Source organism: Pseudomonas sp. 1928-m (assembly GCF_029269135.1).
Lineage (GTDB): Bacteria > Pseudomonadota > Gammaproteobacteria > Pseudomonadales > Pseudomonadaceae > Aquipseudomonas.
Map to the genome: position 1 here is coordinate 1,986,943 of NZ_JARIXO010000001.1, position 25,719 is coordinate 2,012,661.

The window sequence follows — 25,719 nt, forward strand, 5'->3', positions numbered from 1 at the left end:
GGCTACGTTTAGGCGGTGGCTGGTTTTAAGTCCAGCACCTTCGCTGTGCGTGGCAATACGTCACGCCCCGGTAGAAAGCGGCCAAAACCTGGCTGCCTGCCCAGCGCCTCAGGGAACTCGCTACCACGGCGGTAGGCGATACGGCCGTTGATCAGGGTGGCATCCACCGCCGCGTCATTGCGTTTGACCACCCGTTCCAGGCCAAGCACTTCCATCGGCGCTTCATGCATCTCGTCCAGTTCATCGGTCAGCCCAGCCGGGTTGACGATCACCACATCGGCGCGGTCGCCAACGCGGATAGTGCCGGCGTCGACGCCGATAAAGTCCGCCAGCTCGCCAGTCAGGCGGTGGATGGCGCGGCCCATGTCCATAAAGGGTGTGCCAGCCAGTTCGGCGTCACGCACGTATTTAAGAAAGCGCAGCGGGAAGTTGTACTGGGCGATAGAGCGCAGGTGTGCGCCGGAGTCGGCAAAGCCCGGCTGGGTCCAGGGGCTGGACAGCAACTTGTGCATCACCGCCTCGCGCTGGTTGCCGTAGCAGGTGGTCCACTTCAGCGCCTCACGGTATTCGCAGGCCAGCTCAAAGTAGGCGTCCACCGGGTCCAGGCCGCGAGCAGCGCCGAGCTGCTTGAAGTTCTTGCCAACCAGGCTGGCGTCCGGGCACTCCGTTACCCAGCAGTCGGAGAAGTCGCGGTGCCACAGGCCCTTGGTCAGCACGGCCTTGACCTGTTTCTTGAACAGCGCGCGGAACTCCGGCTCCAGCACCTTGGCATACAGCTCGTCCGGGTCCTTGATATTGCGCAGGATCTCGCCCGCACCGAACTCCTCGAAGGCATTTACGTTGAGGCCTTCCAGGCGCAGGGTGAAGGGCGCCGGTAGGGTTTGCCAGCGGAAGTGGCCGCGCAGCACGCGGTTGGCCAGCCAGCCGGAGAGGCGGGTGAAGTAATGCAGCAGCGGCTGGGATTTCAGGTCCAGGGCGGTGAGCATCGAGCACTTCAGAGGTTTGCGCAGCCAGCCGTGGGCCTGGTAGAGGAAGGCGAATACGTTGACCTTGGTCACCGCGTCCGGCGCACCCTGCAGCACTGCGCCACGCCCGCGCAGCACGGCGAACAGGCGCGAGAACTCGGTCCAGCTGGCGAAGGTCGAGGGCAGCGGGCTGGACCAGGCGCGGTCGCCGTCCATCTTGTCGAGCTTGGTGGTCATTACCGACAGGCCGATGCAGCCGGCATCCAGCGCCTCTTCCAGCAGCTGTTCCATGCGCGCCAGTTCGGCTTCCGTCGGTTTGACCTTGCTGGTTGCGCGCTCCAGACCGAGCACCGCCACGCGCAGTTCGGAGTGGCCAAGGAAAGAGCTGACATTCGGCCCCAGCGGCTGTTGATCGTAGAACGCGCGGTAGCCGGCGGCGTCGCGCCAGGTCTTCTTCTCCTGCAGGATCGGCAGCACGTATTCGCGCGGCACTGCCTCGACGCGGGTGAACAAGTCCGAGCAGTCCTCGGCTTCGGCCAGCACCATGCTGATCGAGCAGGAGCCGATGGTCACGCTGGTCACCCCGTGGCGCACCGACTCCTTCAATGCGGGGGCGGCGATCACTTCGGCGTCGTAATGCGAGTGGATTTCCAGAAAGCCCGGCGTGACCCACTTGCCGGCCGCATCCAGCACCTCGGGGCAGCCGCTTTCATCCAGCGGGCTGAGGCTCAGCACATCGATGCGTCCGTCCTTGATGCCGATATGCCGCAGCTGCCCTGGCTGGTTGCTGCCGTCGAAGTACAGACCGTTCTTGATGATGATGTCGTGGCTCATAGCAGACTCCAGGGCGCGAGCAGCAGGCCGCCGGTGACCAGCAGCAACAGGTAGATGGCAATGCGGAAATGCTGTTCGTTGAAGCGCTGGTGCAGGCGCTCACCCAGCCACACGCCGATCAGTAGCAGCGGGGCGTAACTGGCGACTTGCGGCAGCGCGGGCAGCAGGCGGCCGTCGAGCAGAAAGGCCAGGGTCAGCAGGCTGTTGAGGGTGAACCACACCGTGACCAGGGTGGCGCGCAGGCGCGCCTTGTCCAGTTGCGTACCGGCCAGGGCGAATACCAGCAGCGGCCCGCCGGAAGCAAACAGGCCGTGGCTGACGCCAGCGCACAGGCTAAGCAGGCGGCTGAGCCACATGGGGCGCACGGGCTGCACGGCCGCATGACGCAGGCGCCACAGCTCGCGGGCAGCGAACCACAGCACCAACGCGCCAAACAGGCGCTTGGCCAGGGCGGCGTCGAGAAAGGGCAGCAGGGCATAGCCGATCAGCGTGCCCGCGACCATGCCAGGCAGGATCATGCCCAGCAGCAGGCGGCGGTCGATCATCTGCCGATGCCGCCAGACCAGGTAACCGGTCATGCAGATATTTAGCGGCACCAGCACTGGCAGCAGCTGATCAATGGGCAGCAGCAGGGCGCCCAGTGACAGGGCAATCACGATGCTGCCGAAGCCGGTGATGGCCTCCAGGGTGTACGCCAGTAGGATAAAACCGGCGAGGGCCAGCCAGATAAGCTCCATCAGCCCATCTCCCCGGCGAAGCGCGCGCTCATCTTGCGGTAGTAGAAACTGGGGGCGACTCGCCAGAGCAGGCTGGCCAGCCAACTGCCACGGTCGGGGAACAGGCGCTCGCGGCCTTGCCTCTGCGCCTGGAGAATCTGCGCGGCCATCCAGTCGGCGCCGCGTATCTGGCCAACGGTCGAGCGGCCGTGTTGCGCCTGCTTGCCGTCGCCGCCGAGGGCGTTCTGTTCGATGGGCGTGTCGAGAAAGCTTGGGTACACCAGCAGCATCTTGATGCCGTCACGGGCGGCCTCGGCGCGCAGCACCTCGAAGAACTGACCGAGGGCGCTTTTCGCCGCGCAATAACCGGCGCGGCCGAGCACCGGCATCCAGCCGGCCATGGAGCCGATGGCGATGATCTGCCCACGGCTCTGGCGCAGCAACGGCAGGGCGCTCAGGGTCAGTTCCACGGGGGCCTGGTAATCGACGGCCATGACCTTACGAAAAACCGCTGGATCGGTCTGGCAGGTAGGCGAGCGATGGGTAATGCCGGCGTTATTGATCAGCACATCAAGGCGGCCAAAACGCTCGCTGCAGGCCTGCAGCAATTGCTGATGCAGGTGTGGGTCGGTGATATCGCCGGCCAGGCCGATTACCCGCTCGGCGCCCAGCTCATTTACCCGTGCGCTCAGGCCGTCTGCGTTGATATCGGTGAGCAGCAGGTTGCAGCCTTGGCCGTGATAGGCGCGCGCAAGCTGCCAGCCGAGGCCGCTGGCGGCCCCGGTGATCAAGATGGTGGGCATTATTTTTCTCCAGCGCTGGCCAGGGCCGCAGGTGTCAGCGGCAGGCTTGCGGGTGGTCGACGGGACCAGATAAAGGCCAGCGTCAGGCCGCTGACCAGGTGCCAGCAGCCCCAGAACGCGGCTATCAGCAGCATGCCGCTGGCCTGGGGGAAGAAGGTGAAGATGATCACCAGGCCCAGGGCCGAGTTCTGAATACCGACTTCCAGGGTGATCGCTCGACGATCCGCCGCCGGCAGCCCGGACAGCCGCGCGCAGCCGTAACCCACCGCCAACGCCAGGGCGTTGTGCGCCACCACCAGCCAGAAGAACAGATGAAAATGCGCGATAAATTGGTCGAAATTGCGGCTAAAGGCCAGGGTGACAAAGGCCAGCATCACCAGCAGGGCAAAGATCCGTAGCGGCTTTTCCACCTTGAGTGACAGGCCAGGAAAACGCCGGCCAACCCACATGCCGACAATCAGCGGCAGGCCCAATACCAGCAGCACCAACAGCAGCAGGCTGACCGGGTCCATGGCGATCTGCGTCAGCAGTGGTCGGGTCAGCGGGTTAAGCCAGGCGTAAAAGCCGAAGTTCAGCGGCGTCAGCACGCTGGCCGCAAGGCTGGATACCGCCGTCATGCTCACCGATACCGCGACGTTGCCACGGGCCATCCAGGTCATGATGTTGGAGAAGCTGCCGCCGGGGCAGGCCGCCACCAGCATCATGCCGAGGGCCAACATAGGGTCGACCCGAAATGCCCAGCAGGCCAGGCAGGTCAGCGCCGGCAGCAGGACAAACTGCGCCAGCAGGCCGATCAGCGGCGCCTTGGGCTCGCGGGCGATGCGTTTGAAGTCGTCCAGGCGCAGGTCCAGCGAGACGCCGAACATCATCACCGCGAGGATGATGTTGATCAGCACCAGGCTGCTGGGGTCGAACTGGATATTCACCGGCTCCATCACAGGCTTCCTTCGGCAGTGCGGCTGGCGACAGCGGGCAGCGCCGCCAGGCCGGCGCGCAGGCTGTTGCTGTGCTGCGCGATGCTCTGACGATAGCTGTCCTTGTGCACGTAGTAGGCCATGCGTTCCAGTTGCAGGTACTGGTAGCCGCCGTCCAGGCGCATGCTGGCCCGTTCGCGCTTGAGCGTCTGGAAGTCCTTGGCCGCCTGGCTGCCAGCCTGCAGGCCCTTGATATACAGCGCCACCAGCTCGGCCTGCTCGTCGCGGCCCTGCCAGCCGAGGCCCGAAGCTTCGACCATGCCCAACATAAACAGGTCGTCATACTCGGGGTGGAACACGTTGAGGTACAGCTGCGGCGCCCCGGCATTGCTCGGCCAGTTAAGGTGCGCGCGGTCGATAAAGGGGTAGTCGAGCTTGTAGCCGGTGCCTTGCAGAATCAGGTCGTACTCGGCCTGTTCGCCATCGCTGAAGGTCACTTGCAGGCCATCGACCTTGGCCACATCGCGGCGCGCCTGGATATCACCGTGTCCCAAGTAATGCAGCACCAGGGAGTTCATCACTGGGTGCGACTCGTAGAGCTTGTAGTCCGGGTCGGGAAGGCCGTATTGCGACGGCTTGCCGACCAGTGCGCGCACCAGCAGGCCGTCGAGAAATTGCTTGAGCGGGCGCGGCAGCTTGATCGCACCGCCGAGGGTATCGGTGGGACGGCCCAGGGTGAACTTGGGCAGGAAGTAGTAACCACGGCGCACCGACAGGTCCACCGACGCGGCGCGGTGTACGGCGTCCACGGCGATGTCGCAGGCCGAGTTGCCGCAGCCGATCACCAGCACGCGCTTGCCGTCGAACACCGCTGCCGAGCGGTAGTCGCTGGAGTGCATCAGCTCGCCGCTGAACTCGCCGGGCAGTGCTGGCTGATTGGGCGTATGCAGGGTGCCATTGGCCATCAACACGCCGTCGAACAGCCATTCACGCTGCACGCCGTCCTGCTCGCTGATCAGCTTCCAGCCTTTGTCCAAGCGCTGGATTTCCACCACGCGGGTATTGAACTGGTAGTGCGCATACAGCCCAAAATATTTGGCGTAGTCGCGGAAATAGCGGCGCATCTCGCTGTGATGCGGGTAAGGCGCCACTTCGTCGCGCATCGGGAATTCGCTGAACTGGGTGGTGCCCTTGGAGGAAATCAGGTGCGCAGAGTCGTACATGGTGCTGTGCGGATTATCGATGTCCCACAGGCCGCCGACATCCGCGTGCAGTTCGAAACCGACAAAGTCGATGCCGTGCTTGTGCAGTTGACGTGCTGTACACAGCCCCATGGGGCCGGCACCGATAATGGCGTACATGGCAAACCTCGATAATCGTTTTTATTGTTGTAGTCGCAGAACGATAAACTCGGCGCCCCCGACTGCGGCAAATTATCGCGTGACCAGGGGAGGGTGCCTCAATGACAATTAGCGCCTTTCCTCTGGCCGAAATGGTCGGGGATGTCACGGTGGAGAGTGGTGGATGCCAGGTTTACCCCCGGTTGGGCAGATGCCGGACCCGCTGTTGATCGCCGAAGTGCACGATGCCTTCGGGGTGATCCAGGTAGTCGAAATGGGCGCTTACCGCTTTCTCGAATTCGGCGAGGCGATTGAGCAGAGCTGCGTGTATATGCCGGACCCCAGCTGGCTGGAGTACGACTACACCCGCGCCATGCTGCTTGGCGCGCTGTGCCATGAACATCCAGAAAGCGCGCTGTTTCTCGGCCTCGGTGCCGGCAACCTGACCCAGGCCTGTCTGCGCTTTCTGCCGTTGGAAGATGTCGAAGTGATCGAGCTGCGCGCCGATGTGCCGCGCTTGGCCATGGAACATATGGGCCTGGTCGATGACCCGCGCCTGACTATCCGCATCGGCGATGCTCTGGAGCTGCTGGAAAGCGCGGAAAAGACCGACCTGCTGTTTGTCGACCTGTATACCGACCATGGCCCGGCGACTGGGCATCTGGCCTGGCGTTTTCTGGAAAACTGCCAGAAGCAGCTCAACCCCGGCGGCTGGCTGATTATCAACCAGTGGGCCGGCAACGACGGCAAGCCGCTGGGCGCGCCGCTGTTGCGCGGCCTCTACCACCGGCATTACTGGGAGTGCCCGGTAAAAGAGGGCAATGTGGTGTTGCTGGTGCCGGCGGATCTTGATCAGGAGATCGACTTTGCCGAACTGCGCCGCCGTAATGAGCTACTGGCGCCGCAGTTCGGTTATTCGCTGGAATCGTTGATTAAGGCAGTGCGGCCGGCCACCTGATCAGGCAGCCGGATAACCAGGCTTAACGTCCTTTAAAGTCGCCCGGCCGACGTTCCAGCATGGCTCGCACACCTTCCTGTGCATCTTCACTGGCCATCAGGCGGGTCACGGTTGGATGCAGGCTGGCGGCTGCGGCTGCCGGGCCTTCGACCACGGCCTGGCGCGCCGAAGCCAGAGTCGCTTGCACGCCCAGTGGCGCCTGGGCGGCAATGCGTTCGGCGAGCCACAGCGCCTTGGGCAGCAACTCTTCGCTGGCCACAACTTCCTGGATAAAGCCCAGGCGATAGGCTTCGTGAGCATCGAACTCATCGCCGGTCAGCAGCCAGCGCATGGCGTTGCCCCAGCCGGCGGTTTGGTGCATGCGCAAGGTGGCGCCGCCGAAGGGGAAGATCCCGCGTTGCACTTCCATCTGGGCGAAGCGGGTGTTGCTGGCGCACAGGTTGATATCCGAAGCGAGCATCAGCTCGATGCCGATGGTGTAGCAGTAGCCTTGCGCGGCGACGATTACCGGTTTGCTCGCCCGTGGCCCGCCGAATACGCCCCAGGGGTCGCAGCCGCCGTCAGGTATCTTCCAGCCGGCGGCAAACTGCGCGGCCACATTGGCCAGGTCCAATCCGGCGGTAAAGTGCTCGCCATGGGCAAATACCAGCGCCACCCGCGCTTCGCTGTCACGCTCGAACTCGCCGTAGGCCAGGCACATGTCGTCGAGCATGGGCATATCGAAGGCGTTGCGTTTGCTCGCTCGGTCCAGGCCGATCAACATGATCTGGCCGCGTTTTTCACGGCTGACGCGGCCGCTGGTGCTTTGGGTCATGGCGGGGAGTCCTTGTGCGCAGGTTAGTGAACTGGGGCGTGAAGCCGTTACAGCATGGCAGCTGCAGGCTATCAGAGGATGACCATTTGGCGTGCCATATGCTCTATTTCAGGAAAAACCAGTACATTTGGCCAGGTTTTCCGGTATAGTGCGCGCCGGTCAATTCTTGGCCACGTTCAGGTAGTACAACTCGCCCGAAGGTTTACTTTGGCAGTTAGTCCGTTTTGCGGACTATCCTTGACGATTCATTTATCACACGTTTTCGCAAATCCCCGCCGACATGGCTGCCAGGGTGACTCTCGGGTCTTACACGGCATGCGCAGCTTTGGAACATGGGTCTTTGCGGATGCACTAGAGGCAGACCCATGACCCAGGAAACCGGCGGCTTCGCCGCTCTCGATCTACATCCCAATGTTCTCGCTGCTGTAATTGCCACTGGCTATGAAGAGCCTTCGGCTATTCAGATTCAAGCGATTCCAGTCATCCTCGCCGGCCACGACATGATCGGCCAGGCGCAGACCGGCACCGGTAAAACCGCTGCCTTCGCCCTGCCAATCCTCAGCCGTATCGACCCGGCCAAGCGTCAGCCACAAGCGCTGATCCTGGCGCCGACCCGTGAGCTGGCGCTGCAGGTTGCCACCGCTTTTGAAACCTACGCCAAGCAAATGCCGGGCGTCAGTGTTATCGCCGTTTACGGCGGCGCGCCGATGGGCCCGCAGCTCAAGGCCATCCGCAATGGCGCACAGATTGTTGTGGCCACCCCGGGTCGTCTGGTTGACCACCTGCGTCGCGACGAGAAAGTCCTGTCGACCATTCAGCACCTGGTCCTCGACGAAGCCGACGAGATGCTCAAGCTGGGCTTTATGGATGACCTCGAAGTCATCTTCAAAGCCATGCCGGAAAGCCGTCAGAGCGTGCTGTTCTCCGCCACTCTGCCGCACTCGATCCGTGCCATCGCCGAAAAACACCTGCGTGACCCTAAGCACGTCAAGATCGAAACCAAGACCCAGACCGTAACTGCCATCGAGCAGGTGCATCTGATGGTTCACGCCGACCAGAAGCACGCCGCCGTACTGCGTCTGCTGGAAGTCGAAGAGTTCGACGCGTTGATCGGTTTCGTGCGTACCAAGCAAGCCACCCTGGATCTGGCCGCCGCGCTGGAAGCCAAGGGCTACAAGGCCGCTGCACTGAACGGCGACATCGCGCAGAACCAGCGTGAGCGCGTGATCGACTCGCTGAAAGATGGCCGTCTGGACATCGTCATCGCCACCGACGTTGCCGCTCGCGGCCTTGACGTACCGCGCATCACCCACGTGATGAACGTGGACATGCCGTACGATCCGGAATCCTACGTACACCGTATCGGCCGTACTGGCCGTGCCGGGCGTACCGGTCGCGCCCTGCTGCTGGTGACTCCGCGTGAGCGCCGCATGCTGCAAGTGATCGAGCGTGTCACCGGGCAGAAGGTTGGCGAAGTCAAACTGCCAGACGCCAAGCAGGTGCTGGACGCACGCATCAAGAAACTCACCAACAGCCTGGCTCCGCTGGTTGCTGATGCCGAAGCCAGCCACGGTGATCTGCTTGATCGTCTGACTGCCGACATCGGTTGCAGCCCGCGTGCCCTGGCCGCAGCCCTGCTGCGCAAGGCCACCAATGGCCAAGCGCTGACCCTGGCTGAAGTTGAGCGTGACCAGCCGCTGGTACCAAACAGCAGTGGCCCACGTGAGCGTAGCGAGCGCGGTGACCGTCCTGAGCGTCCTGATCGCGAAGGCAGCCGTGAGCGTCGTGCGCCAGTGCCATTGGCCGAAGGCCGTGCCCGTTGCCGTACCGCCCTGGGCGCTCGCGACGGTATCGCCGCGAAGAACCTGCTCGGCGCGATCCTCAACGAAGGCGGCCTGGTCCGCGAAGCCATCGGCCGCATCCAGGTGCGCGAAAGCTTCAGCCTGGTCGAGCTGCCGGAAGAAGGCCTCGAGCGTCTGTTGACCAAGCTGAAAGACACCCGCGTCGGTGGCAAGCCACTGAAGCTGCGTCGTTATCGCGAAGATTGATGCTTCGCTGAATTAAAGGAGCCCCGCCTAGTGCGGGGCTTTTTTATTTCGGTTGTTTGTCGGGCGTATGGCTTAAGTGAAGCTGTAAATATCCATCCCCAGTGCGCCCAGGGTAAAGCCGCTGTGCTCGACCTTGAATTGCTCGCCAGCGGCCTCGGCGAAGAACAGTGGCAGCAGGTGTTCGTCGCCGGGGTGGTTGCGCACCGCAAAGGGCGCTTGTCGGCGGTAGTCCTGCAGAGCGGCGTGATCCTGCTCGGTTAGTTTCTCCACGATCCAGTCGCGAAAGGCTTGTGCCCAAGGCTCGATGACATCCGGGCCTGCGTGCCAGTCCAGTTCGCCAAGGTTATGGGTGATGCTGCCGGAGCCAATCAGCAGCACGCCTTGTGCGCGCAAGCCGGTCAGGGCCCTGCCAACCTTGCGTTGTAACGCCGGGCCCTGCTGGCTGGGCAGGGATACCTGCACCACGGGAATATCGGCCTGTGGGTACATCAGCGAGAGCGGTACCCAGGCGCCGTGATCCAGCGGCCGCTCGGCGTCGAGCTGCGCGGGCAGGTCGGCTGCGGCCAGCAGTTGGACTATCTCCGCCGCCAGGGTTGGGTTGCCGGGCGCCGGGTATTGCACTTGATAGAGCTCGGCAGGAAAACCGCCAAAGTCATGCCAGGTTCGCGGTTGCGCCGCGCTGCCTACCCGCAGTTCGCGGCTTTCCCAGTGCGCGGAAACCAGCACAATCGCGCGCGGCTTGGGCAGTTGGTTGGCCAGGCGGGCGAGGGCAGGGCCGCTGGCGCCGGGTTGCAGGGCCAGCATGGGTGAGCCGTGGGAGATAAATAGGCTGGGCAGTGGCATGGCAGACTCCTGATGGGTTGCTTGCATCTTCTATCAACCAATCTGTGCATAAAAGCGCAAAAGCTAAGGTGTTTTGATCGCTTTAATAGATGGGTTTGTGTGGGCGAATCCCTTGGCCTTATTAGCTGTGTTGCGGCACGATCTTCAGCTGAATCTTTACAGGAGCATTTATGCACGCAGAATTCTGGCAGTCGCGTTGGGCGCGCAGTGAAATCGGCTTTCATCTGCCCGAGGTCAATCCTTACCTGCAACAGCACTGGCCGGCGCTGGCTTTGCCGCAAGGTGCGCGGGTGCTGGTGCCGCTGTGTGGCAAGAGCCTGGACCTGGCCTGGTTGGCGGGGCAGGGCTATCAGGTGGTGGGTGTCGAGCTGGCGCAGCGTGCGGTGGAGGACTTCTTCGCTGAGCATAAGCTGCAGCCGGTGATCAGCGAAGTGGGTGCTTTCAGGCTTTATCGGGCTGGCGCTGTGGAGATCTACTGCGGCGATTTCTTCGTCTTGACCGCGCAGCAGCTTACTGGTTGCGTGGCGCTGTATGACCGCGCTGCACTGATCGCATTGCCGCCGGACATGCGCGCGCGTTATGTGGCGCACCTGACGCAGATTTTACCCAGCGGCAGCCAGGGGTTACTGGTGAGCCTGGACTATGACCAGGCGCAGATGGACGGCCCGCCCTTCGCTGTGGCGGATGATGAGGTGCAGCGGCTGTTTGCGCCCGATTGGCAGTTAGAGGAACTGGCATGCGGCGATGTGCTGGGCGACAACTGGAAGTTTCTCAAGCGCGGTCTTGAGCGCCTGGATGAGCGGGTGTATCGCTTGTGTAAGGCCTAAAACCTGAAAAGAAAAAGGCGGCCCGTGGGCCGCCTTTTACGTTGCTGCTGAGCTTAACCGCGCTGACGCAGGGCTTCGATACGCACTTCCAGTGGCGGGTGAGTCATCAGCAGGCCAGCCAGGCCGCCCTTCAGGCCGCCGTTGATGCCGAAGGCGGTCAGGCTGTTAGGCATGGTGACCGGCACTTCCTGTTCGGCGCGCAGGCGCTGCAGGGCGGCGATCATCGCGCCAGTGCCGGCCAGGCGAGCACCGGCTTCGTCGGCCTTGAATTCGCGCTTACGCGAGAACCACATAACGATGATGCTGGCCAGGATGCCCAGTACAAGCTCGGCGAAGATGGTCGCGACGAAGTAGCCAATGCCTGGGCCGTCTTCGTTTTTCAGGATCACCTTGTCGACGAAGTTGCCGAAGATCCGCGCGAAGAACATCACGAAGGTGTTCACCACGCCCTGGATCAGCGCCAGGGTGACCATGTCGCCGTTGGCTACGTGACCGATTTCGTGGGCCAGTACGGCGCGTACTTCGTCGGGCGAGAAACGCTCCAGTAGGCCCTGGCTGACCGCTACCAGGGCGTCGTTCTTGTTCCAGCCGGTGGCGAAGGCGTTGGACTCATAGGCCGGGAATATGCCCACTTCTGGCATCTTGATCCCGGCTTCGCGGGACAGTTCTTCCACGGTCTGCAGCAGCCACTGTTCGTGACGGGTGCGTGGCTGGGTGATGATTTCGGTCTTGGTGCTCATCTTCGCCATCCACTTGGACAGGAACAGCGAAATCAGCGAGCCGGCGAAACCGAACACGGCGCAGAAAACCAGCAGGCTGCCATAGTTCTGGCCGGTAAAGCGGTCGACCCCGAGCAACTTCAGGGTGATGCTGGCGATGATCAACACCGCAACGTTGGTGGCCAGGAACAGCATAATGCGCATCATGGTGTATTGAGACTCCTCACGGGAAACATCTATCAGGCCGCTGAAAACCCTGTTCTGGCTGCTTCGCCTGGTTTTCAACGGCCACTATTGGTTATGACGGCTATATAAGGGCGCACCCCCCGGCACTTCAACCTGGCGACTATTTCAAACTATGTCGCTTGCGCCGTTCAGGTTGGATTCGAACAGCAGGCGGGTGAGACGGGCGACGCGTTCGCCATGGCGCTGGCCGAGTGCTTCGCGCAGCTGAAAGGCCAGCGTGGCGTGCACGCGGCGCACGCTGGGTGGCAAGGCGTCGCCCTCGCGCAGGGCGTGAGGTACGCCGCGAGTCAGGCGCAGAAAGCCTTTTTCGCTGAGTACGGCTTGATCCAGGGCGTCGTAGCCGATAGTGGTGTCGAAGCGGATATAGCCTTCCTCGGCGAGCCACAGCAGGGCGCCTAGGCAGCTTTGATGGCGTGGTGTGGGCAGGCCGAATTCATCCGGCTCTTCACGGCCGATCAGGTCTTCGACATACAGCGCGGCTTTACTGGGGAACGCCTGGTACAGGGTCAGCATGCCGGCGGCGGCATCCTTGTAGAAGTCGTCGATCTGCAGGTCCATCAGAATTTGCCAATCATTGAGGTTGGAAGGTAAGGCAGCACGCGGCCCAGCAGCGCCCAGGGCCAGCCAGGCACATAGGCACTGACGGCGCGTTTGTCGATGTGCTTGGCGATCAGCGCCGCGCCGCGCTCCACGCCAATCAGGAATGGCCGGCTGGCCATATCGCTGTTCAGTGGCGTGTCGATAAAACCCGGCAGCAACAGGGTGGTGTCGATGTTCTTGCCCAGTAGTTCGGCGCGGGTGGCTTCCATATAGCTGATCAGGCCGGCCTTGCTCGCGGAGTAGGCTGCCGTGTGCGGTAGGCCGCGTTTACCGGCGACTGAGGCGACGGCGACCAAATGGCCATGGCCCTGCTGGCGGAACAGCGCACAGGCGGCATCCAGGCAAGCAATCGCGCCGATCAGGTTGGTTTCCACGGTCAGTCGGGCGCGCTTGAAGTGGCCACCGCCGGCTTTGCCGGTTAGGGCGATGCCAGCGTTGGCGATAATCCCGTCCAGTCCGCCGAGGGCATTGGCAGCCAGGCCCACGGCATCCTGGCAGGCTTCGTAGTCGGTCACATCCAGTGGCAACACCACCACCTTGCGCTGAAAGCGCGCCTGCAACTCGGCAGCCAGCAGATGCAGGCTGTCTTCGCGGCGTGCGGCCAGCGCCAGGTCGTAACCCTTGGCCGCCAACTCACGGGCCAGGGCGGCGCCGATGCCAGAACTGGCCCCGGTCAGCAGATAGCGTTTGCCCTGGCTCATGGCTTGCTCCGATTACTGTTGGTAAGTCTTGAGGAAGCTGCCGATACGGCCGATGGCCATTTCCAGCTCATCCACGCGCGGCAGGGTGACCACGCGGAAGTGATCCGGCCACGGCCAGTTGAACGCGGTGCCCTGAACGATCAGCAGTTTTTCCGAGAGCAGCAGATCCAGCACGAACTTCTCGTCGTTATGGATCGGGCAGACTTTCGGGTCGATCTTCGGGAAGGCATACAGCGCGCCCATCGGTTTGACGCAGCTGACCCCGGGGATGTCGTTGAGCAGCTCCCAGGTGCGGTTGCGCTGCTCCAGCAGACGGCCTTGCGGCAGCACCAGGTCATTGATGCTCTGGTAGCCGCCCAGCGCGGTCTGAATCGCATGCTGGCTCGGCACGTTGGCGCACAAACGCATGTTGGCAAGGATGTCGATGCCTTCGATATAGCTCTGCGCGCGGTGCTTGGGCCCGGAAATCGCTACCCAGCCGGAGCGGAAACCGGCCACGCGATAGGATTTCGACAGACCGTTGAAGGTCAGGCAGAGCACGTCCGGGGCCAGGGAGGCGGTGCAGATATGCTGGGCTTCGTCGTAGAGGATCTTGTCGTAGATTTCGTCGGAGAACAGCACCAGATTGTGCTGGCGCGCGAGTTCGACGATATCCAGCAGCACTTCCTTGGAGTACACCGCGCCGGTGGGGTTGTTCGGGTTGATCAGCACTAGGGCCTTAGTGTTCGGCGTGATCTTGGCGCGCATGTCGGCGATATCAGGGAACCAGCCGGCCTGCTCATCGCACAGGTAATGCACCGGTTTGCCGCCAGCCAGTGCTACGGAAGCGGTCCACAGCGGGTAATCCGGCGCCGGGATCAGCACTTCATCGCCGTTATTCAGCAGCGCCTGCATGGCCATCACGATCAGCTCGGAGACGCCGTTGCCGAGGTAGATGTCCTCGATGCCAACGCCTTCCACCTGCTTCTGCTGGTAGTACTGCATCACCGCCTTGCGCGCGCTGAACAGGCCCTTGGAGTCGCTGTAGCCCTGCGCTGTCGGCAGATTGCGGATTACGTCCTGCAAGATTTCCTCAGGCGCTTCGAAACCGAACGGTGCCGGGTTGCCGATATTCAGCTTGAGGATGCGATGGCCTTCCTCTTCCAGGCGCTTGGCGTGCTTGAGCACCGGCCCGCGAATGTCGTAGCAGACGTTGGCGAGCTTGTTCGATTTGCTGAACTGCATATTAAGTGATCCCGAATGGTGGAACGCCGCTGAGAGGGTGTTTACAAATTACTGCACTCGACCATGCAGCGTTGAAAGCAGCCTCAAAATGCTCATGTACACTTGTACACTCCGCTTTTTCGGCTGCTTTCGCCTTGCCTTGCCATCGCTCGCTACTTTTGTAAACACCCTCTGAATTACTCTGCAAAAAGACGCGATCTGACGAGCCTTGGCAGGTTGTAACGCCGGTGACAGACTGGGGTCGAATGATACGTGGCAGCCCGACCTTGGCAAAGGTACTGGTTGGGCTTTTTTATGGTGTGCCATCCATGGCCACCACCCTTCGGGCCGTCGCTGCGCGACGTTAAAAATCGCTCCCGGCGATTTTTTCACATAGAGGAGACCTGCCTGTGGACAAGCTGGAAAAACCCCTGGAAGCCTGGCGCGAAGAGCTTTCTGAGGAGCAGTTTCATGTATGTCGCCTGGGCGGCACCGAGCGCGCCTTTACCGGCCAGTATCACGACAGCAAGGTGCCGGGTATTTACCACTGCGCCTGTTGCCAGGCCGAGCTGTTTGACTCGGATGCCAAGTACGACTCCGGCAGCGGCTGGCCGAGTTACTTCCAACCCGTCAGCAGCGAAGCCATCACCAGCCTGGATGACTTCAATCACGGCATGCACCGCATCGAAGTCAAATGCGCCAAGTGCGATGCTCACCTGGGGCATGTGTTCCCCGATGGGCCAGCGCCGACGGGTCTGCGTTATTGCATCAACTCGGCATCGCTCAAGCTGGTGCCGAAGGCTTAATGCCATTGCATAGGCCTGCATTAGCGGGCCTTATCTTGGTTTAATTAAATTGCATGCAATTTAATTGCTCGCTATCTTGCGTCCATTCCCACTTATCAGGATGACCAGCATGAGCAACGCACTTTTCGATATTCCGGTTACCACCATCAAGGGCGAGCAGAAGACCCTGGCCGATTTCGGCGGCAAGGCGGTGCTGGTGGTCAACACCGCCAGCAAGTGCGGCTTCACCCCGCAGTACAAAGGCTTGGAAAACGTCTGGCAGCAGTACAAGGACCAAGGTCTGGTGGTGCTGGGCTTCCCCTGCAACCAGTTCGGTAAGCAGGAGCCAGGTGATGAGGGTGCGATCAGCGAGTTCTGCGAGCTGAACTTCGGCGTGAGCTTCCCGCTGTTCAAGAAGGTTGATGTGAACGGCAGCGATGCCCATCCGCTGTTCGTCAACCTGAAGAAGAGCGCGCCAGGCCTGCTCGGTAGCCAGGGCATCAAGTGGAACTTCACCAAGTTTCTGCTCAGCGCCGACGGCACGGTGATCAAGCGTTTTGCCCCGACCACCAAGCCTGAAGACCTGACTGCAGAGATCGAAGCACTGCTGAAATGACCCAGGCCAGCTTGCACGCGGATGACGGGCTGCAGCTGGACAACCAGCTGTGTTTCAAGCTCTACGCCGCTTCACGGGCGGTGATCCGCGCCTACAAGCCGATGCTCGATCAGCTCGGCCTGACCTACCCGCAGTACCTGGCCATGCTGGTGCTGTGGGAGTGGCAGCAGCAACCGCCGGCCTTGCCGACGGTCAAGGCCCTGGGTGAGCGCTTGTTGCTCGACTCCGGCACGCTGACCCCACTGCTCAAGCGCCTGGAGCAGCAAGGTCTGCTGCAGCGCAAGCGTTCGGCCAGTGATGAGCGTGAGGTGCATCTGGCGTTGACCCCGGCCGGCTGCGCCTTGCGCGAGCAGGTGTTGCCGCTGAAAAGCCAGCTGCTCTGTGAGCGCGGCATCGATCTCGATCAGGTCACTGCGTTGCGTAGCCAGGTCGGTGTGCTGCTTGATCAGTTTATGGCGCTTAACCACTGATCAAGCAGAGCCGCCAGCTCATCCTTGCGGAAGGGCTTGGCCAGGTAGTCGTCCATTCCCGCAGCGCGGCAGCGCTCGCGTTCATCGGACAGTGCGTTGGCCGTCAGGGCGATGATCGGCAGCTCGGCGAATTCGGCTTTCTGGCGAATCCGCCGGGTGGTTTCATAGCCATCCATGACCGGCATATTGCAGTCCATCAGAATCAGATCGACCGCCTGGGTCTCCAACAGGCTCAGGGCTTCGCCGCCGTGATTGGCCAGTAGCACCTCGCAGCCGAGCTTGCCCAGCATGCCTTTGGCTACCAACTGGTTGACCGGGTTGTCTTCCACCAGCAGTACGCGCGCCTGGCGGTTGCGTTGCGGCTCGCTGTGTTGCTCGGCTGCATGCGTCTCGTCCTGGCCAAGGGTGCGGCGCAAGGCTTGCAACAGCGCTTGGCGTGACAGCGGCCGGGCCAGTTGTTCGATAGGCGAAAGTTTTTCCACCTGCTCGCTGCTGAGAAAGTTGCCATAGGCGCTGACCAGCAGAATCGGCAGGTTGCAGAGCGTACGCAGCTCATTCAAACGCTGCGGGCAATCGCTTATCAGCAGGTCCGCATCAAGCGTGCCCAGCGCGGCATCGGCGTCCAGGTGTTGATACTGCAGGCCCCAGCTCGGCAGCAGGCTTGCTAGCTGTTCGCTGAGCCCGGAGCTTGCTGGGCTGAGCCCGATGATGCGTCCGTGCAACAAGGGCAGCTGCTTAGCGTTGGTCTGGCCGGGCAGCGGCAGGTCGACGCAGAAGGTGCTGCCGAAACCTTCCCGTGTCTCCAGGCTCAGTTGGCCGTGCATGGCTTCGCAGAGGCGGCGCGTTAGGGCCAGGCCCAGGCCGGTGCCACCAAATTGCCGGGTGATGCCAACCCCAGCCTGGGCAAATGGATGGAAGATTCGCGCCTGGGCGTCTTCGGCAATGCCGATGCCGGTATCACGCACGATGATCCTGACGCCGCCGGCCTGGGCACTGACGCTGATATCGACGCGGCCAAAGCGGGTGAATTTCAAAGCGTTGGACAGCAGGTTGCTGACAATCTGCCTGACCCGCGTCGGGTCGCCGAGCAGCTGGTTCGGTAGTTGTGGATCAATCAGGCTGGTCAGTTCGACGCCGGGTGCGGCGTTTTGCGACAGCAGGTTGGCTGTGTCTTCGACCATGCTGCCGAGGTCGAAGGGGATCTGCTCCAGCTCCAACTGTCCGGCCTCGAATTTCGACAGGTCGAGAATGTCGTTAAGCAGCTCGACCAGCACCTTGCCGGAGTCGTGGGCAATCGACAGCTGTTGGCGCTGTTCGTTATTCAGTGGGCCGTCCAGCGACAGCGCAAGCATGCCCAGCAGGCCGTTGAGCGGGGTGCGAATCTCGTGGCTCATATTGGCCAGGAAAGCCGAACGCGCTTGGGCCATGTCCAGCGCTGTGCGTTTGGCTTGCTCCAGCTCACGGTTGGAGTCGAGCAAGCGGCTGTTGGCGGCCTCCAGTTGCTCGGTGCGCGCCGAGACCATGTCTTCCAGTTCGGCCAGGTAGCGGGTCAGGCGGGCTTCGGCTTGCTGGCGCTGCTCGATCTCGCTGGCGATGCTGCTCAGTTGGCGGTTGGTCACATCGACCAGCACGCCGATCTCGTCGCGTTCATGGTTGGGCGGGTAGGGCAGTTTGGCGTTGTTGGGGCTGCGCAGGTCGCGTTCGCTTAGGGCGCGAATAAAGCCGGTCAGCGGCTTGGTCAGCATGAAATAGAACATCACCAGCAGGATCAGCGACAGCAGCAGGCTGCGGGCGAAGCCGGTGAGCAGGGTCAGCAGCGAGCGATTGAGAAAGTGGCTGCCAAAGGCGTAGGTGTCGACTTCCAGGCTCAGTTTGCCGAGCGCTTCGCTGGGCGAGTGGCTGACGAACAGCGCGGTTTCGAAGTGCCGGCGTTTGCCGAACATAAAGTCGCTGAGCACCCGGTAGCGACTTTCCAGAGCCGGACGGCTGACGCTGGCCAGGGTCAGCTGGTTGTTGTCGATGATCTGTGCGCTGATCACCGCTGGTGAACGCAGCAGGCCGAGCACCAGTTCCTGGGCCAGCTCGGCGTCGATGTTATAGGCGATGCGCGCAGCCGGGTTGTGGCTGATTTCCATCAGCGCGTTAATCTCGCGGTTGATGGAGGCATCTTCGCTGGCATAATCGATGCCCACTTGAATAAAGCTGAGCGCCGTGCCGAGGATAAAGGCTACCAATACGGTCAAGCCGGCCTGTTTGAATGACAGGCGTTGGGTTAGCGCTATATCCATATGGGCCGGTTGTTCTCGTGTTGAATCGCCTGCCAAGCATAGCCCATCTGTTTTGCCGGACGGCAGTGGTAGAACGGCCCGAAAACCCTGGAGTGTGTTGTGGATTCGCGTTTAAGTGATTTTTTGTTGCGCGCCGAGGCTGTATTGGCACGCCTGGAGCCATTACTACCAGCCCAGCGCCCGGTTATCGACTGGCAGCAGAGCCTGGCGGCCCGTTGGCAGCGTGATGGTCGCAGCGGCTTTCTCGCCCCGCTCAAGGTCAGTCTGGATGTGGGGCTGGCTGATCTGATCGGCGTGGATCGCCAGCGTGCTCAGTTGGCGCGCAATACTCAGCAGTTTATTCAGGGCCTGCCGGCCAACCACGCCTTGCTCTGGGGCGCGCGCGGTACGGGTAAATCATCCTTGGTGCGTGCTCTGCTGGCCGAACATGCGGCGGCGGGATTGCGCCTGGTTGAGATCGAACGTGATCATCTGGCCGATCTGCCGCGCATCGTCGAACAGCTGAGCGAGCTACCGCAGCGCTTTGTGCTGTTTTGCGATGACCTGTCGTTCGAGGCCGGCGAGGGTGACTACCGCATGCTGAAAACCGTGCTCGACGGCTCCCTGGAGCGTGCACCGGACAATGTGCTGCTGTATGCCACCTCCAATCGCCGCCATCTGCTGCCGGAAAAGCAGAGCGCTAACGAAAACTGGCAGCGAGTCGATGGCGAGCTGCACCCCAACGAGGCGGTGGAAGACAAAATTGCGCTGTCCGACCGCTTCGGCCTGTGGCTGTCGTTCTATCCATTCACCCAGGAACACTTCCTCGACGTGGTCAGGCACTGGGTCGAGGTACATGCCGGGCCGGTTTGGCTTGGCAATGGCATGACGAACTGGAAAAAGCGGCCATACGCTGGGCCTTGGGTCGCGGTAACCGCAACGGCCGCTGCGCCTATCAATTCGCCCGTGACTGGGTGGGCCTGCAATTACTGAGTAAGCACGATGATTGATCTACAACAGAGCGGGCAGGGGCTCGATGGCTACCCCTTACTGGTGGCGCAGCTGCAGGCACTGCTGGCCGGGGAGCGCGATTTTATTGCCAATGCGGCGCAGTTTTCGGCGTTTCTGTTTCAGGAACTGAGCGACCTGAACTGGGCGGGTTTCTACCTGGCCCGTGGTGAGGAGCTGGTGCTAGGGCCGTTCCAGGGCAAAGTGGCCTGCGTGCGGATTCCCTTTGGGCGTGGCGTATGCGGCGCCGCAGCGGCCACTGGGCAGACCCAGCGCGTTGAGGATGTACATGCCTTTGCCGGGCATATCGCCTGCGACAGCGCGTCCAATAGCGAACTGGTGGTGCCGTTGTTCAAGGGCGGCCGCTTGCTTGGTGTGCTCGATCTCGACAGTCCGTCACTGGCGCGCTTTAGTGCGGCGGATCAGGCCGGTATCGAGCGGCTGGTCGCGGTGTTTGTCGAACTGACCGATTGCTGAGACAGCCTTCAAGGCCAAGCAAAAAATCTGACAATCGCGGTAATGCTGTTCACATAAGAAAAATGCCGCTTCTCCCTTGCCAGGGAAGCGGCATTTTTTGTGTTAAAGGACCGTAGGATGGGTGATAACCCATCAATTGGCTGATGGGTTAGCACCCATCCTACGGCCTGAACCACTGCCCAAGACTTCAAGCCCGGCCTCAGTGGATCGGAAAACTGCTCCACTTAAGTGAGCAGCCTTGCGGCAATCGCCGGGCTGTTTGTTGGGTGGTTAGCGATTGCTTAGGCTTTGGCGGCCATCTTGGCGAGCATCTTCAGCTCGCCTGGCAATACCCCCTGCACCGAGTCGCGTGCAGTGATTCGCGCATAGTGCGCACTCAGGTTGGGCCAGCGCTGTGCGTCCAGTTGCTCATCGCCGTGCTGCATATTGATCAGTTGGCAGGCCAGGGCCAGGTCGGCCAGGGTTAGGCTATCGCCGACCAGGTATGCAGCTGAACCAAGGGTCTGTTCCAGGTAGTCGAAATGCGCGGGTAGCTTTTCCTGCAGAGCTTTTTGTACGACTGCTTCGTCGCAGCTCTGGCCCATGCTGGGTTTCAGTGCGCGGTTGCGAAACACGCTGAAGGTGCACAGCGGAGCCAGCTCATAGTCGGCGTACTTCTCCAGCCAGCGCACCTGCGCGCGTTGTTCGGCGTTCTGGCCCAGCAGACTAGGGCGATCTGGATGCTTGTCGTCCAGGTACTGGCAGATCACGCTGGAGTCGGCGAGGGTGAAATCGCCATCTTTCATGGCAGGAATCCGCCCGAGTGGGCTTAGCTCGCGGTACCAGGCTGGCTGGCCGAACGGCAGGATGATTTCCAGCTGGTAGTCCAGGTTCTTTTCAGCCAGAAACAGACGGACTTTACGGACGAAGGGCGACAGCGGGGCACCGTATACGGTCAGGCTCATGTGCGGCACTCGTGGGCAGGGCGGTAGCGCGCACGCTGCGCGCTGGAGGGGTTAGTCGTAGATGTTCTTCTTCTTCCATTCGTCATCGCCGCCGAGCGACTCCAGGCCGGCATCCAGTTCGCTGGCTTGATCAGTGGTCGGCTTGTTGCTTTCCAGAACCATGGCATTGGCGCGCGCCAGTTGTTCTTCGAATTTCTTCAGGGCGTTCTGGTACGGCGCTGGATCAGGTTGTTTGCGCAGGTACTGCACGCCGCGCTCGAATGCCAGGCGTGCCTGGCCTGGCTGGTTTTGCTGCAGGGCCTGTTGGCCGAGGTTGCCGAAAAACTCGATATGCACCTGGGTCAGCATATGGCGCACTTCTTTCAGCCAATGCTTGGCCTCGTTGGTCGGGATAATCCCGTCTTTGGCGCAGCGGGTCAGCTGGCCGTGGAGGTTTTCCAGCTGGAAGCGTACTTCCTTGGCCTTGGCTTCATTGAGGATGGGTTGCGGCGGGTTGTTTACGGCAATCGACTCGCCCTGGGCGATCAGTTTGCGCAGCTCTTCAATGCGCGCCTTGAGGGCGTTATTGCCCTTGTCCAGCGGCAGCATGCGTTCACTGAAGTGCAACTGCAGGCGGCTGAGCATCAGCTTCAGTGCTGGCGTCATCAGTTGGCCGGGGAGGGCTTCGGCGAGGTCCGTGCAGCGGCGCAGGCGATCATTCAGGTCGGCCTTGATGCGCGCCTTCTCCAGTTTGTTGTTCTCGACCATATGATTGATGTAGGCAATGGCGATCAAAACGACGATGCCAGAAACAATCAATATGGTAATCACGAGTGGGGACATGGGTGCAGCCTCTCGATCACCGGTTTTTCGTCCGAGTGTAGTGCCTTAGCCGGGAGGCTGATAGGGCTGCCTCACATTCGGAGCTGAAGTCTTTGATTTATAAAAATTTTTACACAGAGGTTGACGGGCCTTGCAAGGCTCCATAGAATGCGCGCCACTTCGTAGCGCAATGCCTCACGGCAAAACGTGTAGAAGCCGGATAGAAGTTGTAGTTTCCGGGCTGCGTCCCCTTCGTCTAGTGGCCTAGGACACCGCCCTTTCACGGCGGTAACAGGGGTTCGAGTCCCCTAGGGGACGCCACTTCTTAATGAAGTGTGCTGCAAAAAACCAAGTTGTATGCGGGAATAGCTCAGTTGGTAGAGCACGACCTTGCCAAGGTCGGGGTCGCGAGTTCGAGTCTCGTTTCCCGCTCCAGATTCAGGTGATCTGCTTAGGCAGGTAGCCGACAAGTTCCAAGGTCCCCTTCGTCTAGTGGCCTAGGACACCGCCCTTTCACGGCGGTAACAGGGGTTCGAGTCCCCTAGGGGACGCCATTTTTAGTACCAAGCTGTATTGCGGGAATAGCTCAGTTGGTAGAGCACGACCTTGCCAAGGTCGGGGTCGCGAGTTCGAGTCTCGTTTCCCGCTCCAAATAAACGAAAACGCCGCTCACTGAGCGGCGTTTTTGTTTCTGCTGTTTTTATTGCCTACAAAAAAAGCCCGCCGGTTATGCCGTGCGGGCTTTTTTGTTTCTGGCTGAGGTTTAGTGTGTGCCGCCCTGAGCGGGCATGGCCAGCAGCTGCTTTTCCTGGTTCCAGTCGAAGGGTTCGTCGTTTTCTTCGGCGTAGAAGCGGCGCTCTTCGAGGGTTTGGTACATCTCGATTTCTTCGTCCGGCATAAAGTGCAGGCAGTCACCACCGAAGAACCACAGCAGGTCGCGCGGCACCAGGTGGGCGATTTGCGGGTAGCGCTGGAAGATCTGGCTGATCAGGTCCTGGCCCAGGTAGAGGCTGGCTTCCGGATCGCTCGGCAGGTCGCTGAGCAATTCGTCATAGCGCTCCAGGTACATGGCGTGGCTGTCATCGAGAATCTGCTCGGCTTCGCCCAGGGCGACCAGGATGGTGCGCAGGTGCTGCAGCAGGGCGAGGTGATGGTCGATGTGGGTGTTGGCCATGGGGCAATCCTGTAGGTAAAACGGGCGCGCAAGTATAAGGCTCGCGTCGCCCGCTGTCCTGTCGGTTTAGCGGACTTTACCCGCACCCAAGGTCAGTTCCTCCTTGGCAAAGTCGTCGACATCGATCACCACCCGGCGCGCGGCTTCGGCTTGCTGCAGGCTGTGTGCCTCTTCGGCATTGAGAACCCCAGCAGCCAGCGCTGCATCGATCAGGCTTTGCCCTGGCAGTTCCTGGACCTGGCCGGCTTTGACGGCCTTGTACAGTTTCTTCTGCAGACCCTGTACGTCCTGCAGCAGGTTCATCGCGTATTGCAGGGCGCCCACCGGGTCCTGTTCGGCTTGTGGGCGGTAGCAGCCTTCGAGCAGTTCCTCCAGCGCCGGGTCACCGCTGTTACGGCCGATAATACCGGCCACTTCGGCGTCCAGTTCATCGCTTGGGCCTTTGTGACGGCGGCCCAGCGGCAATACCAGCAAACGCAGGGCGCAGCCGAGCAGTTTGCTGGGGAAGTTGCTGAGCAGCTCTTCCAGTGCTTGTTCGGCCTTGCCCAGGCTTTCCTCCACGGCCCAGCGCAACATGGGCTGCGAATGGTCCGGGTAACCGAGGTCGTGGTAGCGCTTGAGCGCCGCCGAGGCCAGGTACAGGTGGCTGAGCACGTCACCGAGACGCGCTGAGAGGCGTTCGCGGCGTTTCAGTTCGCCGCCGAGCAGCATCATGCTGGTGTCTGCGAGCAGGGCGAAGGACGCTGCCAGCCGGTTGAGGGCGCGAAAGTAAGGACGGCTGATGCGGTCGCCGGGCATCTGGCTGAAGACGCCAAAGCCGAGGCTGAGCAGCAGGCTGCTGGCGGCGTTGCTGACGGCAAAACCGATATGTTGCAGCAGCAGCTCATCGAATTCCTGCAGTGCCTGGTCCTGGTCTTCGCGACCGGCCAGGGCCATTTCCTTGAGTACATAGGGGTGGCAGCGAATCGCGCCCTGGCCGAAGATCATCAGGTTGCGCGAGAGGATATTGGCCCCCTCCACGGTGATAAAGATCGGCGCACCTTGCCAGGAGCGCGCCAGGTAGTTGTTCGGGCCCATGACGATACCCTTACCGCCGTGCACGTCCATGGCGTGGCTGATGCATTCGCGGCCGCGTTCGGTCAGGTGATACTTGAGGATGGCCGAGAGCACCGAGGGTTTCTCGCCCAGATCCACCGCGTTGGCGGTGAGGATGCGTGCGCTGTCCATCAGCCAGGCGTTGCCGCCGATGCGGGCCAGGGCTTCCTGAATGCCTTCGAAGGCGGACAGCGGCACGTTGAACTGCTCGCGGACCTGGCTGTATTGGCCGGTGGTCAGGCTGGTGAACTTGGCCGCGCCGGTACCGACTGCCGGCAGGGAGATCGAGCGGCCCACGGACAGGCAGTTCATCAGCATCATCCAGCCCTTGCCGAGCATTTCTTCGCCGCCGATCAGGTAGTCCAGCGGGATAAACACATCCTTGCCGGAGTTCGGGCCGTTCATAAAGGCGGCGCCGAGGGGCAGATGGCGGCGGCCGATTTCGACGCCGGGCGTGTCGGTGGGCACCAGAGCCAGGCTGATGCCGAGGTCTTCCTCTTCACCCAGCAGATGCTCAGGATCGTAAGCCTTAAAGGCCAGGCCGAGCAGGGTGGCGACCGGGCCGAGGGTGATGTAGCGCTTTTCCCAGTTCAGGCGCAGGCCGATCACTTCCTCACCTTGCCACTGGCCTTTGCAGATGATCCCGGTGTCCGGCATGGCGCCAGCGTCGGAGCCCGCCAGGGGGCCGGTGAGGGCGAAGCAGGGGATGTCTTCACCGCGCGCCAGGCGCGGCAGGTAATGGTCACGCTGGGCGTCGGTGCCGTAGTGCAGCAGCAGTTCGGCCGGGCCGAGAGAGTTGGGCACCATCACGGTGGAGGCCAGATCGCCTGAGCGGGTGGCCAGCTTCATTGCCACCTGGGAGTGGGCATAGGCAGAAAAGCCCTTGCCGCCGTATTGCTTGGGGATGATCAGGGCGAAGAAGCCATGGCTCTTGATATGTGCCCAGGCCTCGACAGGCAGGTCCATCTGCTGGCCAATCTGCCAATCGCTGACCATGGCGCAGAGTGCTTCGGTGGGGCCGTCGATAAACGCCTGTTCTTCTTCGGTGAGCTGCGCCTTGGGGTAGGCGAGCAGGGTGTCCCAATCCGGGCGGCCGCTGAACAACTCGCCATCCCACCACACCGTGCCGGCTTCGATGGCGTCGCGTTCGGTTGCCGACATCGGCGGCAGCACGCGCTTGAACCAGGTAAAAAGCGGTGCAGTGAACAGGCTACGGCGTTGCTCGGGCAGTAGCAGAGGCAAGGCCACTGCTAGCAGTAGCAACCAGAACAGGCCCATCAGCCAGACCGGTGCATGGCTGAACACGCCCATCAGAATCAGCAGGCCAGCCACTATGCCTAGGGCGGGCAGGGGCGCGGTACGGCGGTGAGCGAGAAAGGCCGTGCCAAGCAGCAGGGCGAGTAACCAGAGAGCGAGCATGCAGAATCCTCCATGATGACAATGCGTTTGTACGCACCATCACGAGCGTAGTCGTCATTGATGGCGACAAGAGCGGTGAGCTTGGCCGAATCGTCGTGACATTGGCCGGACTCGCATCGTTAGACTGGTTTC

The 25,719-nt window shown here is 61.7% G+C and carries 23 protein-coding genes, 4 tRNA genes and 1 pseudogene; 12 read left to right on the forward strand and 16 right to left on the reverse strand.

The features are described 5' to 3' along the window. Positions 1-8: 8 nt before the first annotated feature. Genes P3C18_RS08985 through P3C18_RS09005 form a run of 5 tightly spaced genes read right to left on the reverse strand, consistent with a single transcriptional unit; the run spans position 9 to position 5,593 of the window. Entirely contained in the window at positions 9-1,799 is a 1,791-nt protein-coding gene (locus P3C18_RS08985; protein ID WP_275961463.1) for an N-acyl-D-glutamate amidohydrolase, read from the reverse strand. Further along, on the reverse strand, positions 1,796-2,536 hold the full coding sequence (locus P3C18_RS08990; RefSeq protein ID WP_275961464.1) for a sulfite exporter TauE/SafE family protein: 741 nt from the start codon (positions 2,534-2,536) through the stop codon (positions 1,796-1,798). Before P3C18_RS08990 ends, P3C18_RS08985 begins: the two co-directional genes overlap by 4 nt. Next, a complete protein-coding gene (locus P3C18_RS08995; RefSeq protein WP_275961465.1) occupies positions 2,536-3,318 on the reverse strand; it encodes an SDR family NAD(P)-dependent oxidoreductase in 783 nt (260 codons plus the stop codon). Before P3C18_RS08995 ends, P3C18_RS08990 begins: the two co-directional genes overlap by 1 nt. Further along, complete coding sequence (locus P3C18_RS09000; protein WP_275961466.1) at positions 3,318-4,253, reverse strand: bile acid:sodium symporter family protein; 936 nt, start codon at positions 4,251-4,253, stop codon at positions 3,318-3,320. The genes P3C18_RS08995 and P3C18_RS09000 overlap by 1 nt, the downstream gene beginning before the upstream one ends. Further along, a complete protein-coding gene (locus P3C18_RS09005) occupies positions 4,253-5,593 on the reverse strand; it encodes an NAD(P)-binding domain-containing protein (protein WP_275961467.1) in 1,341 nt (446 codons plus the stop codon). The genes P3C18_RS09000 and P3C18_RS09005 overlap by 1 nt, the downstream gene beginning before the upstream one ends. Positions 5,594-5,756: 163 nt before the next feature. Between P3C18_RS09005 and P3C18_RS09010 the strand changes: the two genes are divergently transcribed. Continuing rightward, a complete protein-coding gene (locus P3C18_RS09010) occupies positions 5,757-6,530 on the forward strand; it encodes a spermidine synthase (protein ID WP_275961468.1) in 774 nt (257 codons plus the stop codon). Positions 6,531-6,552: 22 nt separating this feature from the next. Here P3C18_RS09010 and P3C18_RS09015 read toward each other — a convergent pair whose 3' ends face one another. After that, positions 6,553-7,344, reverse strand: a complete 792-nt coding sequence (locus P3C18_RS09015) for a crotonase/enoyl-CoA hydratase family protein (protein ID WP_275961469.1) — start codon at positions 7,342-7,344, stop codon at positions 6,553-6,555. A gap of 332 nt (positions 7,345-7,676) precedes the next feature. Between P3C18_RS09015 and P3C18_RS09020 the strand changes: the two genes are divergently transcribed. Continuing rightward, positions 7,677-9,392, forward strand: a complete 1,716-nt coding sequence (locus tag P3C18_RS09020) for a DEAD/DEAH box helicase (protein ID WP_275961470.1) — start codon at positions 7,677-7,679, stop codon at positions 9,390-9,392. 72 nt (positions 9,393-9,464) lie between these two features. On the opposite strand, the gene P3C18_RS09025 is transcribed toward P3C18_RS09020, so the two are convergent. Next, positions 9,465-10,235 carry a class III extradiol ring-cleavage dioxygenase gene (locus tag P3C18_RS09025; RefSeq protein ID WP_275961471.1) on the reverse strand — a complete coding sequence of 257 codons (771 nt, stop codon included), beginning with the start codon at positions 10,233-10,235 and terminating at the stop codon, positions 9,465-9,467. Positions 10,236-10,405: 170 nt separating this feature from the next. On the opposite strand from P3C18_RS09025, the gene P3C18_RS09030 reads away from it, so the two are divergent. Then, a complete protein-coding gene (locus P3C18_RS09030) occupies positions 10,406-11,062 on the forward strand; it encodes a thiopurine S-methyltransferase (RefSeq protein ID WP_275961472.1) in 657 nt (218 codons plus the stop codon). 53 nt (positions 11,063-11,115) lie between these two features. Here P3C18_RS09030 and htpX read toward each other — a convergent pair whose 3' ends face one another. The 4 genes from htpX to P3C18_RS09050 all read right to left on the reverse strand — a co-directional run bounded on the left by htpX (position 11,116) and on the right by P3C18_RS09050 (position 14,552). Continuing rightward, the gene (gene htpX, locus P3C18_RS09035; protein ID WP_275961473.1) at positions 11,116-11,988 is read right to left on the reverse strand and encodes a protease HtpX; all 873 of its coding nucleotides are present in this window, start codon (positions 11,986-11,988) and stop codon (positions 11,116-11,118) included. 144 nt (positions 11,989-12,132) lie between these two features. Beyond that, positions 12,133-12,585 carry a hypothetical protein gene (locus P3C18_RS09040; protein WP_275961474.1) on the reverse strand — a complete coding sequence of 151 codons (453 nt, stop codon included), beginning with the start codon at positions 12,583-12,585 and terminating at the stop codon, positions 12,133-12,135. After that, entirely contained in the window at positions 12,585-13,328 is a 744-nt protein-coding gene (locus P3C18_RS09045) for an SDR family NAD(P)-dependent oxidoreductase (RefSeq protein ID WP_275961475.1), read from the reverse strand. Before P3C18_RS09045 ends, P3C18_RS09040 begins: the two co-directional genes overlap by 1 nt. Before the next feature lie 12 nt (positions 13,329-13,340). Next, the gene (locus tag P3C18_RS09050) at positions 13,341-14,552 is read right to left on the reverse strand and encodes a pyridoxal phosphate-dependent aminotransferase (RefSeq protein ID WP_275961476.1); all 1,212 of its coding nucleotides are present in this window, start codon (positions 14,550-14,552) and stop codon (positions 13,341-13,343) included. Between the two features lie 389 nt (positions 14,553-14,941). Here P3C18_RS09050 and msrB point away from each other — a divergent pair, with 389 nt between their 5' ends. From msrB to P3C18_RS09065, 3 genes are all read left to right on the forward strand, one after another. Next, positions 14,942-15,337: a peptide-methionine (R)-S-oxide reductase MsrB gene (gene msrB, locus P3C18_RS09055; RefSeq protein ID WP_275961477.1), complete on the forward strand. Its 396-nt coding sequence runs from the start codon at positions 14,942-14,944 to the stop codon at positions 15,335-15,337. A gap of 109 nt (positions 15,338-15,446) precedes the next feature. After that, on the forward strand, positions 15,447-15,932 hold the full coding sequence (locus P3C18_RS09060; RefSeq protein ID WP_090387165.1) for a glutathione peroxidase: 486 nt from the start codon (positions 15,447-15,449) through the stop codon (positions 15,930-15,932). Continuing rightward, positions 15,929-16,402, forward strand: coding sequence for a MarR family transcriptional regulator (locus tag P3C18_RS09065; protein WP_275961478.1), 474 nt, complete (start codon positions 15,929-15,931; stop codon positions 16,400-16,402). Before P3C18_RS09060 ends, P3C18_RS09065 begins: the two co-directional genes overlap by 4 nt. On the opposite strand, the gene P3C18_RS09070 is transcribed toward P3C18_RS09065, so the two are convergent. Beyond that, positions 16,378-18,690: a response regulator gene (locus tag P3C18_RS09070; RefSeq protein WP_275961479.1), complete on the reverse strand. Its 2,313-nt coding sequence runs from the start codon at positions 18,688-18,690 to the stop codon at positions 16,378-16,380. The genes P3C18_RS09065 and P3C18_RS09070 overlap by 25 nt on opposite strands. 99 nt (positions 18,691-18,789) lie before the next feature. Here P3C18_RS09070 and P3C18_RS09075 point away from each other — a divergent pair. Beyond that, positions 18,790-19,679 (forward strand): annotated as a pseudogene (locus P3C18_RS09075) (ATP-binding protein). Then, positions 19,672-20,154 carry a GAF domain-containing protein gene (locus P3C18_RS09080; RefSeq protein ID WP_275961480.1) on the forward strand — a complete coding sequence of 161 codons (483 nt, stop codon included), beginning with the start codon at positions 19,672-19,674 and terminating at the stop codon, positions 20,152-20,154. The pseudogene P3C18_RS09075 and the gene P3C18_RS09080 overlap by 8 nt, the downstream one beginning before the upstream one ends. A gap of 281 nt (positions 20,155-20,435) precedes the next feature. Here the strand turns inward: P3C18_RS09080 and P3C18_RS09085 are convergent, their stop codons facing one another. Together P3C18_RS09085 and P3C18_RS09090 are read right to left on the reverse strand one after the other, a co-directional pair. After that, a complete protein-coding gene (locus P3C18_RS09085; protein ID WP_275961481.1) occupies positions 20,436-21,098 on the reverse strand; it encodes a glutathione S-transferase family protein in 663 nt (220 codons plus the stop codon). 51 nt (positions 21,099-21,149) lie between these two features. Continuing rightward, positions 21,150-21,920 carry a hypothetical protein gene (locus P3C18_RS09090; RefSeq protein WP_275961482.1) on the reverse strand — a complete coding sequence of 257 codons (771 nt, stop codon included), beginning with the start codon at positions 21,918-21,920 and terminating at the stop codon, positions 21,150-21,152. A gap of 224 nt (positions 21,921-22,144) precedes the next feature. Between P3C18_RS09090 and P3C18_RS09095 the strand changes: the two genes are divergently transcribed. From P3C18_RS09095 to P3C18_RS09110, 4 genes are all read left to right on the forward strand, one after another. Then, a tRNA-Glu gene (locus P3C18_RS09095) sits at positions 22,145-22,220 on the forward strand. A 38-nt stretch (positions 22,221-22,258) separates the two neighbouring features. Next, positions 22,259-22,334: transfer RNA gene (locus tag P3C18_RS09100), tRNA-Gly, on the forward strand. A gap of 43 nt (positions 22,335-22,377) precedes the next feature. Next, a tRNA-Glu gene (locus P3C18_RS09105) sits at positions 22,378-22,453 on the forward strand. Between the two features lie 21 nt (positions 22,454-22,474). Then, positions 22,475-22,550, forward strand: a tRNA-Gly gene (locus P3C18_RS09110). A 112-nt stretch (positions 22,551-22,662) separates the two neighbouring features. On the opposite strand, the gene P3C18_RS09115 is transcribed toward P3C18_RS09110, so the two are convergent. Further along, positions 22,663-23,073 (reverse strand): PA2817 family protein, encoded by a 411-nt coding sequence (locus P3C18_RS09115; RefSeq protein WP_275961483.1) that lies wholly within the window; start codon positions 23,071-23,073, stop codon positions 22,663-22,665. A 66-nt stretch (positions 23,074-23,139) separates the two neighbouring features. Next, positions 23,140-25,587 (reverse strand): acyl-CoA dehydrogenase, encoded by a 2,448-nt coding sequence (locus P3C18_RS09120; protein ID WP_275961484.1) that lies wholly within the window; start codon positions 25,585-25,587, stop codon positions 23,140-23,142. Positions 25,588-25,719: the final 132 nt, after the last annotated feature.